Annotated in this window: 12 protein-coding genes; 4 read left to right on the plus strand and 8 right to left on the minus strand. The window is 42.6% G+C overall.

Annotated features, from left to right (window positions below; genetic code table 11):
• Positions 1-6: 6 nt before the first annotated feature.
• The 3 genes from V7R42_RS00715 to ahpC form a co-directional block, all read right to left on the minus strand.
• Complete coding sequence (locus tag V7R42_RS00715) at positions 7-543, minus strand: hypothetical protein (protein ID WP_334018344.1); 537 nt, start codon at positions 541-543, stop codon at positions 7-9.
• A gap of 322 nt (positions 544-865) precedes the next feature.
• The gene (ahpF, locus tag V7R42_RS00720; protein WP_334018345.1) at positions 866-2,455 is read right to left on the minus strand and encodes an alkyl hydroperoxide reductase subunit F; all 1,590 of its coding nucleotides are present in this window, start codon (positions 2,453-2,455) and stop codon (positions 866-868) included.
• 181 nt (positions 2,456-2,636) lie between these two features.
• Complete coding sequence (ahpC, locus tag V7R42_RS00725; protein WP_425291745.1) at positions 2,637-3,194, minus strand: alkyl hydroperoxide reductase subunit C; 558 nt, start codon at positions 3,192-3,194, stop codon at positions 2,637-2,639.
• 305 nt (positions 3,195-3,499) lie between these two features.
• On the opposite strand from ahpC, the gene V7R42_RS00730 reads away from it, so the two are divergent.
• On the plus strand, positions 3,500-4,837 hold the full coding sequence (locus V7R42_RS00730; RefSeq protein WP_334018346.1) for a DUF2252 family protein: 1,338 nt from the start codon (positions 3,500-3,502) through the stop codon (positions 4,835-4,837).
• Between the two features lie 125 nt (positions 4,838-4,962).
• Here the strand turns inward: V7R42_RS00730 and V7R42_RS00735 are convergent, their stop codons facing one another.
• Positions 4,963-6,651 (minus strand): response regulator, encoded by a 1,689-nt coding sequence (locus V7R42_RS00735; protein WP_334018347.1) that lies wholly within the window; start codon positions 6,649-6,651, stop codon positions 4,963-4,965.
• Positions 6,652-6,810: 159 nt separating this feature from the next.
• Positions 6,811-7,482, minus strand: a complete 672-nt coding sequence (locus tag V7R42_RS00740; protein WP_334018348.1) for a 2OG-Fe(II) oxygenase — start codon at positions 7,480-7,482, stop codon at positions 6,811-6,813.
• A 441-nt stretch (positions 7,483-7,923) separates the two neighbouring features.
• Between V7R42_RS00740 and V7R42_RS00745 the strand changes: the two genes are divergently transcribed.
• The 3 genes from V7R42_RS00745 (at position 7,924) to rluF (ending at position 11,385) form a co-directional block, all read left to right on the plus strand.
• Positions 7,924-9,480, plus strand: a complete 1,557-nt coding sequence (locus tag V7R42_RS00745) for a bifunctional GNAT family N-acetyltransferase/carbon-nitrogen hydrolase family protein (RefSeq protein WP_334018349.1) — start codon at positions 7,924-7,926, stop codon at positions 9,478-9,480.
• Between the two features lie 191 nt (positions 9,481-9,671).
• Positions 9,672-10,484, plus strand: coding sequence for a hypothetical protein (locus V7R42_RS00750; protein WP_334018350.1), 813 nt, complete (start codon positions 9,672-9,674; stop codon positions 10,482-10,484).
• 142 nt (positions 10,485-10,626) lie between these two features.
• Positions 10,627-11,385, plus strand: coding sequence for a 23S rRNA pseudouridine(2604) synthase RluF (rluF, locus tag V7R42_RS00755; protein WP_334018351.1), 759 nt, complete (start codon positions 10,627-10,629; stop codon positions 11,383-11,385).
• Positions 11,386-11,495: 110 nt separating this feature from the next.
• Here rluF and rpsO read toward each other — a convergent pair whose 3' ends face one another.
• The 3 genes from rpsO to rbfA all read right to left on the minus strand — a co-directional run bounded on the left by rpsO (position 11,496) and on the right by rbfA (position 13,262).
• Positions 11,496-11,765, minus strand: a complete 270-nt coding sequence (gene rpsO / locus V7R42_RS00760) for a 30S ribosomal protein S15 (RefSeq protein ID WP_012518257.1) — start codon at positions 11,763-11,765, stop codon at positions 11,496-11,498.
• A 120-nt stretch (positions 11,766-11,885) separates the two neighbouring features.
• On the minus strand, positions 11,886-12,860 hold the full coding sequence (gene truB, locus V7R42_RS00765; protein WP_334018352.1) for a tRNA pseudouridine(55) synthase TruB: 975 nt from the start codon (positions 12,858-12,860) through the stop codon (positions 11,886-11,888).
• Positions 12,861-13,262, minus strand: coding sequence for a 30S ribosome-binding factor RbfA (gene rbfA, locus V7R42_RS00770; protein ID WP_014949257.1), 402 nt, complete (start codon positions 13,260-13,262; stop codon positions 12,861-12,863). It abuts the gene before it with no gap.
• Between the last annotated feature and the right edge of the window lie 102 nt (positions 13,263-13,364).

Raw genomic sequence — 13,364 nt, forward strand, 5'->3', positions numbered from 1 at the left:
ATTCACCTACATAGGGAAGAAAATAAGTATTGGTAGGCAAAGCGCAGCTAAAATTGCGTAAGTGGCAATTACTTTGAACTTGCGGATAGTGGCAAGATAATGGTAAACAATAAGGCCCCACAATATTGGCAACATCACAGTACCTGTAGCTAACTTTCCTGCGATTGAGAACGGTAGTAACGCGCATATACCTAGCGTTATTAAGACGCTCACCACTAACAGAACAACCAAAACCACTATGTAGTTTGCTATGTTCCCTACTACTGTACGTCGCGAGAAGTCGAAGCGCCTCGGCTGAGGTACATTTTTTGGCTGGGGTAAATGCATTTGGTTAAACGCAATAAAAGGCCACACTAATATGGAAGGGATGCACAGTGCATACAACACGCCAAATTCCCAACCCTGAGCATAAGACCAGCTCACTGCTGAAATCAGCCAAACGACAAGACCCAAATAAAGGTACGTTGACGCTTGAGCGCGCCAACTCTTATAGATAACTCCTAAGGCTGCAAATGTTAACCCACCTGCTGCAACTGAAAGCATGATAATTCCTTAAAACGAATAGGTTAGCGACGCGTTTGCTGTTCTGCGCACACCGGGGAAATAGCTATCAACACTACTTCGTTGTAATTTATCAAAATTCTTTCGTAATGATAACCAGTATCATTTATATTTTTAGAATTATTCTGCCAAATGTATTTGTGCCACGTATGTTTAAGCGATTCTGTAACTATGTGCTAGTGACCTAATGGACTGATAATGGAAAGAAACAACCATCGCTCAAGGAAAAAAGCGAAGTAAATAAAAAGCCGAACTAACAACGTTAGCTCGGCTTTAACTCTCATGAGTAGTGAAAGGCTAATGTCTATGCCGCTTCACTTTCCTTTTCAGATTCAACCACTTCGTGGCTTAATAAGTATTCAAACGCAGCAAGCGATGCTTTCGCGCCCTCACCCATCGAAATAACAATTTGCTTATACGGTACTGTTGTTACGTCACCGGCTGCAAAAATACCTGGCTCAGATGTGTGGCACTTAGTATCAACGATAATTTCGCCATACTGTGTCATATCTACCGTGCCTTTCATAAACTGACTGTTAGGCACAAGTCCAATTTGAACAAATACACCTGCAAGTTCACGGGTGTGCACTTCGTTAGTTGAGCGATCTTGGTATTCAATTGCGTTCACTTTGCCATTTTCAGCCGTAATTTGGCGCGTTGCCGCATTTTTAATAATGGTAATATTGTCGCGCTTCTCAGCTTGATCGATAAGCACCTTATCGGCTTTAAGTTCTGGCATAAATTCAAATACCGTCACTGATTTCACGATACCTGCTAAATCTAGCGCCGCTTCAATACCTGAGTTACCACCGCCAATCACTGCTACATCTTTACCTTTAAAGAACGGACCATCACAGTGTGGGCAGTACGCAACGCCATTACCTATGTTCTCTTTTTCGCCCGGAACACCAAGCTCTCTCCAACGCGCACCTGTCGCTACAATAACGGTGCGAGTGCGGATCTGTTCACCAGAAGAAAGCATAATGGTTTTAATATTACCTTTTTCAATGCTATCAACGCGTACGTGCTCTTTAAGCGTAATGTCGTAATCGCGTACGTGCTCCATCAAATTACCAACAAGCTCAGGGCCCGTTGTTTTAGGTACTGAGATAAGGTTCTCGATACCCATAGTATCTTTAACTTGGCCGCCAAAAGTTTCAGCAACAATGGCTACTTTAAGACCTTTACGCGCACTGTAAATCGCCGAAGCAACACCTGCTGGACCACCACCGATAACAGTTACGTCTTGAAGTGGTAACGCATCGCCTTTGTTTGCATCTTTAAGGCTAGGGTCGCGTTCAATGAGCTTGTTGATAAGCACAGAGGCGTCAACTTTACCGTTCGCAAATAGCTCGCCATTAAGGTATACGCTAGGAACACCTTGAATGTCGCGCTCTTGAATTAGATTTTGATATAAACCGCCGTCGATCATTTCGGTCTTGATATTGGGATTAATCAATGCGAATTGATTAAGTGCCTGTACGACTTCTGGGCAGTTGTGACAGCTTAAGCTAATGAACACTTCAAAATTAAGTGGTTCATTCACCGCTTTCACCATCGACTTAACGCTATCGTCTAGCTTAAGTTCAGTACCCGCTGCGTGCAACATAGCAAGTACAAGCGAGTTAAACTCGTGACCGCCAGGGATACCAGAAAAACGTATTCCCGTATCTTCACCGTCAGCTTCTAGTAAAAAGCTGATTGCACTGCGCAACTCACCATTAGTGTCACGCTCTTCTACGGTTAATTTTTCGCTTACTGAAGCAATGTCGGACAGAAACGTTACAAGCTCTTCACGCTTGCTATGTTCACCGGTCTGCACGACAAAGGTTACGTTTTTCTGCATTGACTCTGCATATGATTTCAATGCTTGTAAAATTTCTTTAGTTAACACGGTTATTCTGCCTTATTTTCGACACGCCGATCCCCGCTGACCTTTTGAAAGGTCAACAACATAAGCGGAAATTGGAAATTAATATCAGGGAGTGGAGACCCACCCCCTACAAATTATTTGCCTAATACTATGCAACGCACAAAGCGCTGAGCTTTCTAGTATTAAGCGCTAAGCGTGCTGCTTAGATTTTGCCTACTAGGTCAAGAGAAGGTGCTAGAGTTGCTTCGCCTTCTTTCCATTTGGCTGGGCAAACTTCACCTGGGTTGTTTGCAACGTACTGCGCGGCTTTAACTTTACGTACTAGGTCATCTGCGTCACGGCCGATACCTTCAGAAGTGATTTCCATCGCTTGGATGATGCCTTCTGGGTCAACAACAAATGTAGCGCGGTCAGCAAGACCCATAGTTTCACGCATGCAATCGAAGTTACGAGTGATTTCGCCCGTTGGGTCGCCAATCATCGCAAACTTGATTTTGTTGATCGTGTCAGAAGAATCGTGCCATGCTTTGTGAGTGAAGTGAGTGTCAGTAGATACTGAAAATACTTCTACGCCACGTGATTGAAGTTCTTCGTACTTGTCAGCGATGTCGCCAAGCTCAGTTGGACAAACAAATGTGAAGTCAGCTGGGTAAAATACGAAAACTGCCCATTTACCTTTGATGTCTTCGCTGCTTACGTCTACGAATTCGCCGTCTTTAAATGCAGTTGCTTTGAAAGGTTTGATAGCAGTATTAATCAATGCCATGTTTAATTCTCCATTTGGTTTAAATTATTTTCGCACGTTAAACACATACGAATACAAACTTTACGTTTATTGTGTCGACATGGTTTTGCAGTTTTGTGAAGATATTCACGTATTGCGAAATTCATGTCTCTCGAAACTGTTGATAAGAATAGCGCGCACAATCAAAAAAAACTAATTGGTAAAAATGAATCGCTTAATCAGGTTATTGAATTGAACGATGAAAATAGCACCAGAAATAGAGCGTGTGTTTCGCACTATTAACTGGTCACACGGGTTAATACCTTCCCAAAGAGGAATCTATGACAAAGTCCCGATTACAACATATCTCAGATGAAATAATGCGTACCGATGGTTGCTCGCCATCTTACACTCTGTCAAAGCACGTAAAGATGGCGAACAGTCCCTTTATATTCTATAGAGGTAGCGCACAGTTGTTCTATGCAGACGTAAAGGCAGGCGTTATAGAATTCCCTAAAGAGTGCGAAACTATTCCCCTTACTAGCGTAATGGGTGACTGTCATACCTCCAATTTTGGTTTTCTTACAGAAGAGGGGTCGCATGGCGACACGGTCATTTTTGCTCCTAACGACTTTGACGATGCATGTGTCGGCTATGCGCAGTGGGATGTACTTCGCTTCCTCACTTCATTACACCTTGCTCAACAGCATTGTCTTGGCGTCGTTGAGGGGAAATACGTAATTGATGACATTGATATCGCTAAACCTGTTGTTAGCCATCAGCAGGTTATTAATGCGCAATACGCTTTTATAGAGCGATACGTAGAAACGTGTAATCGGGTAGTAAAAAACGCCATGGTGCTTAACGAAGCCGTAGACTATTGCCCTGATGCCGTGCCAAGCAGGTTGGCCAAGCTTTACAATAAAGCGAAAGCGCGTAGTGCGGGAGGAGAAAACTTTACGGTTAAGAGTGCACTGGCTAAAGCGGTGCATTTTAATGGCGAAACACTCGAGTTTAAGTCGAACAGTGAGAAGTATTCTCCCCTAAGCACGCAAAAATATACCACGCTGCTTGAAGCGTTTTCCCCTTATATGGACGATGCTGTGGTTGATATTGTTAAACGATTAGACGCTGGCACGGGCTCGGTGAATATGCCGCGCTACTACTTTTTGGTTGGGCCATCAAAACCGCACAGTTCGGCAAGTTTCGCTCATTGTCATATTGTTGAAGTGAAACAACAGCGTGTTGCTGCGCCGATTTACTACTTCCCGTCTATCAATCCTGTGAACAAACTAAACGCTGCGCATCTTACCGCTCGCTGCCAACGCAGAATGCAAAGGAAACCTGACCTAGTGCTTGATGAAGTTAGATTTGAAGACGCCCATTATCTGGTTCGCTCCAGACATCACGCTAAAGTGGGTGTCGATCCTCAAGACATTGCAATGGGCAATAAAGCGATAAATGGCGGCTTTGAGTACTATGCCGAATTGTGCGGATATGCCCTTGCGTTAGCCCATTGCCGTGGAGATAGAAGGAGCACACGATTTGCCTCATCAGCGTCTACATCGTTTTCTCAAGTAAAAAGCCTGCTGGTAAAAATAGCAAACCTTTATACAGAACAAGTCGTTGATGACCACGCACTGTTCGCTCGTGAAGTAAAAAAAAGCTATCAGCATTAAACTTATTTTTACCGGCGTAATCTGTGGTTCTGTTGACGAGTTTAATTCATCTGAATGAATAGTTTAACGCAAACCAAGGAATAATAACGCTCATTATGTATTGTAACTTCGTCAACTATCAGGGGTTAACCACTTTTTCTATTGAAAACCCCCGTTACTATTTCATATTTGTCGGCGTGAAGATCAATATCAAGTTTTTCTGCGTACTGCTCGAGACGCTGTCTTTGCAACTTCGTTAGTGACTCATTAAGCAGCACCTTCATGACCTTATCGGTGACTTTAAGGTGGTTATTCTCTAACTCATCGCGCTCTTTCAACTCCACTATCACTTTTAACAAATTAAATGCGATCTGCTTATCTCGTGGGGAAAGCGTGAAAGCCTGGTATAAGTTTGTAAACGTAGGAAGTAAACGACTTTTCTTATAGTTAGTTGCAGCCATCCCCTTCAGTTCCTTTGTGGTAAAGCGAATTTCTTCTCGCTGATGAGACTCTTCTTCTAAATATTTGCTTACCACTATAGATCTAAACGAATCAGACTCTAGTTGTGCTCTTAATCCATTTAAGACACTGGTTGCTTTCTCTCGCAAACCAAGTTCATGAAATGCCTTCATTTTGTCGAGATTATCTTCTAGCGTATATTCATGGGTTTCTGTAGTGAAGTCCTTAATCATCGCTTCCGCCACATTTTTTTTGCCAGTGCAGCATAAAACACGTGCTTTCAATATTGAGAGTTGTTCATCACAGCTCTTTTGCACTTCAGGTTGCAGCGATAGCTTTTCAATCTCCAGTTCTGCTGCTCTTAAATATTGTTCTGCCTCTTCATCGGTAGACGTTGTAGCTACGTCGATAGTAGTGCGGATGACATTGAGCAATAACTGCGGCGAATCATGGATAGAATTTTTGGCGTTTTTTTCCATGCTCTTAACTGCGCTCAATTGACCAAGGTTGTCATGGTTCAAACGCGCTAGCTCCCACAAACGTTTATTGCGCTCCATGTTTCTCGGTGCCAGCTTGCTCGCTTGTCTAGTTTGCTCATATGCTAAATCAAACTTGCCTTTTTCAATAAAGTACTGAGCGAGTAAATCGTAAGTAAGAAAGCGTGTGTCACGACGAGTCACTAATTTGTCGATGAGATCTTGTGCCTCTTCTAACTTATCTTGCAACAATAACGCATTGGCCAAGCCTATACTTACCCAACCTTGCTTCATCGTACATGACAGTGTCTCGAAATAACGTTGCGCACCTTCATAATCATGAAGTTTTATGAGGCAATTGCCAATTAAGCGCCTAATTCTCGGATGGTACTCTTTAAGAGAATCGTCGTTCAGTTGACGCTCTGCATAATACATTGCACTGGAGTATTCGTTTGCCTGCATGCAATAGAGCATCTTGTGGAGTTTGAACTTAATTTGTAATAAATAGTTTAAACGCTGTTGAATCAACGAACGCTTTAGTGGCTTTACCCAAAAGTCATCAGGCTGAAGCTCTACCACGCAATTGACTAATTCGGTTGAGGTTTCGGCGCTTAAAAAAACAACGGTTGTGGTACTTTTTATAAAATTTAAGTATTTGAGCTCTTCAAATAAATGGAATCCGTCCTTATCTCGGCTAACATTAAAAGACAAAAATACGATGTCGTAGTGCCTCGCGTGATAAAGACGTTTAGCATGAAACTCATTAAAGGCGCTTGTTACATAGGAAACACCAAGCGAGTGTAACGCGGGCTTGATAACACTATGAACCAAGTTTTGACTATCAATAATGAGTGCTCGTAAGTTTTCCCTAGGAGTGGGAGCAGGAATTTTTTCCAACATCTATATTCACTTATTGTTTCTTTCCTTAGTTACAACAGCTATTAAATTGAAAAGTAATTTTAAAAACTGTACGACACAAACGCTCTATATTTGCATCCATGATTGTAACTCGTAAGTACGACCTAGGTTATACATACTTACCATTTTTGCAAAAAAAAATTACCGAGGAGGATCTATCGAATCATTAACACTACCATTTACTCTAAACCAACCTGCCACAGAATGACGACTGCGGGTAGCAGGTAAAACTTCATGGGGAAATTGCTCGCTCAAAAAGACGACGAAGGAACCTATCGTTGGCAGCACTCTCGTTCCTACCTGATCAAATTCATCAGCGTAGAGTACGAGCTCTCCCCCTTGCTCTTTAGTCCAGCCGTCATTTAGATAAGCGACCAAAGACAATACTCGATTGCTCTGACCTTTAAACGCATCTACATGGCGTTTGTAAAATCTACCCGGTTCATAACAGGCAAAATGACTTTCAAAAGAAAAAAGGCCCATAAAAAGTGAGCAATTTATATACTTCTGCATAGCTTCACACCATGAAAGCCATAAAGCGCCTTCTTCAGAGGTGCCTGTAATCCAGCAAATCTCGTCCCCTCTAACCTTGTCAGCTTTTTGATAATTTTCTGCGCGACCAATACCCGCTGTTCTATATTCAGCTTCAGAAATTGAACGTTGGCAAGCCAAAAGTGCTTGTGTAATAAAATCGGGTAAACCATTCTCTTGAATAGAAAAGCCTTTCGTGACCAGGTCATCAACGATATTTTCAAATAGGGCTTCATCAAAAACGTGGAGAGGCTGATGCAACGCGAGCTGTTCTCTATTCATCAAAGTATTGTCACCTTCAAGCGGTTCGCTAATCGCGAAGTTTATGGGGGATTGTAAACGTTTAAAAACGAATGAACTTATACACAGGGTTTAGGCCCGACGCAATTACATCACTGTGCATTTTGCGCACTATTTTTTTGTCGATAAAATAAAAATTATTTGTCGCTGGCCTGGACGTAAATAAGTCGCACGCTTCTTGCTTGTTCTATATTAATCGGTACGTAAGAAAATTTTGGTAAAAGCAAACCAAATCAACAAGTAAACCGAAGTATATATTTTCAACGTGATAGTAGAGAGCGCTTATCTCTTGTCCGCACTGCCATTGTAGTTACGCCGGCATCTCGCGAATTGCATTTAACAGTTGAAAAACATATTGCAAGGCGGTTTAGTAGAAATATACGCAAATTAAGTATCAGTATTTTTGAGCAAAAAGAGTAACCCATGAGTCAAGACCAAACACAAATAGAAGAAACGGAACATCATCTAGACTTAAGAAACTTGAGACTGGACGACTACAACGATGTAAAAGCGTTAATGGATGAGGTATATGCCAACGTTGGGGGCGCGTGGCCTTACTCTAACTATAAAGCCCAAGTTACGACATTTCCCGACGGGCAAATATGTATTGAAGATAAAGGCAAGGTGGTCGCTTTTGCCATTTCGGTGATTGTGGACTACGACCAGTTCGGAGATAAGCATAGCTATGATGAAATAACCGGTGATGCATACTTAACCACGCACGATCCTAACGGGGATGTTCTTTATGGCGTAGAGGTAATTGTTTCTCCTGAATATCGGGGTCTGCGACTTGGCCGTCGTCTATATGAGGCGCGTAAAGAACTTTGTCGAAATTTGAATCTAAAATCTATTATGGCGGGCGGTCGAATCCCGAACTATAAGAACCACGCGCATGAGTTGTCGCCTTATGAATACATTGAGCAAGTAAAGCTCAAAGACATTTACGACCCTATTTTGACTTTTCAGCTTTCAAATGGGTTTGAAGTCAAGCAGGTGATGTCAGCTTACCTTCCAGAGGACGAAGCTTCACAGGGTTATGCGACATTACTTCAATGGCACAATATTTATTACGAACCGGGCACGCCTTCGCTGATTGCTAGCAGGAAAACCAGTGCACGAATTGGATGTATTCAATGGCAAATGCGTTACTTCAATAATGTTGAAGAGCTTTTGCAACAAGTAGAGTACTTCGTCGATGCCCTGTCTGACTACTCTTGTGACGTCGCACTGTTCCCTGAGTTTTTTAATGCGCCTTTAATGGGCTTGAGTCCATCAGATTCATCAATTGATGCAATTTGGCATTTAGCCACCTATACCGATGAAATTTTGACTGCCGTGTCTCATTTGGCCGTGTCGTACAATATTACGATAATTGCAGGGTCTATGCCTGTGGTAGAAGAGGAAGAACTCTTCAACGTTAGCTACATTTGTAAACGGGACGGTACTATTGAGAGTCAGTACAAGCTTCATCCAACCCCTCATGAAAAAGAAGATTGGATAATGAAAGGCGGAAACAGTCTTAAGACATTTGACACCGACTTCGGCAAAATCGGGGTGTTAATTTGCTATGACGTTGAATTTCCCGAGCTTGCTCGCATTCTTGCCGACCAGGAAATGCAAATTTTATTTGTACCATTTTGGACAGATACCAAAAATGGCTATTTACGCGTGCGCCGTTGTGCACAGGCCCGCGCTATTGAAAACGAATGTTATGTGGCAATAGCAGGCAGCGTTGGTAATTTACCGAAAGTAGATAACGTAGACATTCAATACGGGCAAACCGCGGTTTTCTCACCTAGTGATTTTGCTTTCCCACACGATGCTATTGTTTCTGAGACCACACCAAATACAGAAATGACGCTTATTGTTGATTTGGATTTGGATAAACTCACTAAGCTTCAAAATGAAGGGTCTGTGCGGAATTATCTTGATAGAAGACGAGATTTATATCGCGTTGAATGGATTGGTGATAAGCAATAAAGCCACGCTTAAAGGGAATTCTCGGACTTATTGGCTTATGTATAATTGACATTGCGTATAAGCCGTAGAATTTCCTTTGATTTAGCGATAACATGTTTTAGTGCGCAAATATAAATGTGTTGTCTTCTTATTAAATTAAGGCATGTAAATGTTGTGAAGATAGCATTACATAACGAGATTATTATTTTACTATGGCAAATAATTCGAAAAACGATGAGTTCCCAACTATTAGATTGGATGAAGAAGATCGTCGTGATTACCAAACAAAACGTCAGGCGACGCCAACAAAAGCAACGTCTCCATCTTCATCTAACCATTCACCAAACCGCCATCCTTCTGGTGGTGGAAATAGTAATGGAATCTGGATTGTATTCATTGCCGTCATCGCCTTAGCTGCTTGTGGTGGTTGCTATTATCTGTACACCCTGCTTGAGCAACAGAAGGCTGTCGCTGAGCAAGCGGAACAGCGCATATTGCAGTTAGAAAATAAGCTGTCTGCTACAGGTGAAGAAATTGGCGAATCTACCGTTGCCTTGCAAGTTAAAGTTACAGAACTGACGAACAAAACAAACGAGCTATGGGAACAAATGGATAAGTTGTGGGCGTCAGCTTGGCGTCGCAATCAACAAGAAATTGCAGACCTAAATGACCGCGTAGGTAACGTACAAAACGCATTGAATAAAAACATCGGTACAGTTTCAGAAAATGTAAAATCGCAAGCGGCAACCGTTGGTTCTTTAAAGAATCAGCTTGCTTCATTAGCTGACGAACTGCTTGCTGTTAATGTTCAGCTTGAACAAGCAGTCAGTGATAAACAAAATGCTCAGCAAAGCGTGCGAAACCTAACCGACAAATTATCAGTGTTGGAACAACGCAATACGACCTTGTCTGGCCGCATTACCAGTTTAGAAAACGAAATTCGCGATATAGCAACCAAAGTTGTATCCAGCGGCGGTTCAACAGGTGGAAGTGGTTCAGCCCCTTCACCTACTATTAATGAATAAACCACGTCAAATATGTTGTAAAAGTACACAACTGCGAATAATAATCATGGTTTAATGCATAAAAAAGAAAGGGGCGAATCGCCCCTTTCTTTTTGCCGTGATAATATTACCCTCTTTTAAAATCTATAGGATCTAATGCGCAATGAGCGATCAAGCGCCCAAACGTTTAAATAAATATATCAGTGACACTGGCCTGTGTTCTCGCCGTGAAGCCGATAAACTCATTGAGCAAAATCGCGTTACCGTTAATAACCAACCACCTGAACTGGGCACGAAAGTAGGGCCTGGCGATATTGTAAAGGTAAACGGTAAAGTTGTGGGCGCAGTAGCCTCTGACAAGTCAGACCGTGTATATATCGTTTATAACAAACCTATCGGTATAACCTGTACCACAGAGCGTCATGTTAAGGGTAATATTATTGACGCTATCGGTCACAATGAGCGTATTTTTCCCGTAGGTAGATTAGATAAACCTTCAGAGGGATTGATAATTTTAACCAGCGATGGGGATATAGTGAATAAGATCCTGCGTGCTGAAAACGCTCACGACAAAGAATATGAAGTTACTGTAAACCAACCAATCAGCGAGCGCTTTGTCAACCGTATGTCTCGTGGAGTACCAATTTTAGGTACTGTGACGAAGCCTTGTGTGGTTAAACCCACTGGAAAAAACAAATTTACTATTATTCTAACTCAAGGTCTTAATCGACAAATTCGTAGAATGTGTGAGTTTTTAGGGTACGAGGTCACTAAACTAAAACGAACCCGAATTATGCACCTTGAACTCGGTTCTTTAAAACCTGGCCAATGGCGCAATTTAACAAGCCGTGAACTCACTATTATGCAAAATGCGGTTCGCTCTTCTACGAAAACAGCGAGCAAAGCCGAGTTGCGCAAATAAATGAAACTACTGCATTTATACCAGTCCGCATAGATCATTACCCACTCAGCAGGACGAGTTTATCTTGTTAAAAAAAAGCGCCCATTGGGCGCTTTTCTTGAAACCTAGTCTTATCGACGTAGACCTAGACGCTTGATAAGGTCAAGGTAACGCTCAGCGTTCTTGCCTTTAAGGTAGTCTAGAAGCTTACGACGTTGGCTAACCATACGTAGAAGACCACGACGTGAGTGATGATCTTTCTTGTGATCAGCAAAGTGACCTTGAAGCTTGTTGATGTTGTGAGTAAGCAAAGCAACTTGAACTTCTGGTGAACCAGTGTCGCCTTCTTTAACGCCGTACTCAGCAATGATTTTTGCGGTTTCTGCTTTAGTTAGTGACATATCATTCTCCTAATATTAATGCTTCGCCGATCACTAATTCAGCAAAGCGGAATGAGCGCCGTATTATAATGACGTTTGCAGACTTAGCAAGCCATAAACCGTCTTTATTTACCGGCGCAGCTACGATGGATAAACTACTCGACGTTTTGGGTTAACAAACACTTCTTGTTTAGGGATACCTTGGTCTTTCGGGTCAAGCACCCCTTCCCCTACGCCTAAGAAAATACCACTGGTATCGTCGCCATGGTAAACCCGGTAAGACACGCCGTCACTCAGTGCTTCGCTACATACTCCTTTTACAGAATGGCCGTTATCAAAGCGATTTCTTTCAGCGTCGTTTATTGTCACAAATGGTAAGCGACTTACCGCCGTATCCATAGGAATTAATAAGTCATCGAGTGCTTTAAAGTCACCTTCTACCAGTGATTCCTGAATTTCAATTAACTTATCCAGCGATACCATCTTATCTGTAGGATAGTCTGCTACTTCCGTGCGATGTAAGCGGGTCACGTAGGCACCACAGCCAAGGTTCTGACCTAAATCATCTACTATAGAGCGAATATAAGTGCCCTTGCTGCATTTAATGCGCATTTCTACAAACGGCAGTTCAATACGCAGTACATCTAATTCATACACTTCAATATCACGGGGTTCACGCTCAATCTCTATACCTTGACGTGCATAGTGATAAAGCGGCTTACCTTGATATTTAAGCGCCGAAAACATAGACGGGATTTGTTTACTCTTACCGAGAAACGCCAAGCACGCATCACGTACTTGTTCTTCGCTTACATCAACAGGCTTTTCTTCAACCACTTCGCCATCAGCGTCAGACGTAGTGGTGCGAATACCCAGTTGAGCAGTTACCTCGTAGGTCTTTTCAGCATCCAGAAGAAACTGGGAAAATTTCGTAGCTTCACCCAAGCACAGCGGCAACATGCCACTGGCAAGTGGATCAAGTGCGCCTGTATGCCCAGCCTTTACAGCTTTGTACAGCCAGCGCACTTTTTGAAGCAGTTGATTAGATGACCCACCTAGCGGTTTATCAAGCAATACTATGCCGTTAATCTCACGGCCTTTACGACGTCTTGCCATTTACTCCTGCTCTTGTGGATCGTCTTTATCGCGCTTTGACTCATCTTTTGCGATGGTCTGAGACACAAGATTAGAGATACGCATGCCTTCAACAATCGACTTATCTTCAAAGAAGTGAAGATCAGGCACTGAGCGCATGCGAATACGTTTCGCTAGGATACTGCGGATAAACTTTTTGTATTCTGCCAGCTGTTTAATTTGCGCTTTGCCCTCTTCTTCGGTGCTGTTGTAGATAGTCACAAAGATTTTTGCATGCGCTAGGTCGCGCGATACATCTACATCAGAAACAGTGATTAAAGGCATGTCGCCAACGCGATGCTTATATTCGTTTTGCAGAATGCTCGCCACTTCTTTATGAACCTGCTGAGCGACTCTGTCGGTACGTGAAAATTCACGGGCCATTGTACTCTCCTTTCCCTATTTAACATGGGGCATGCGTGTTGTCGGCTCAATATATACAGACAAAAACGGGAGCACTCGGCCCCCGTTTTTCACATGCCGAAT

It is taken from the genome of Alteromonas sp. S015 (assembly GCF_036864485.1).
GTDB lineage: Bacteria > Pseudomonadota > Gammaproteobacteria > Enterobacterales > Alteromonadaceae > Alteromonas.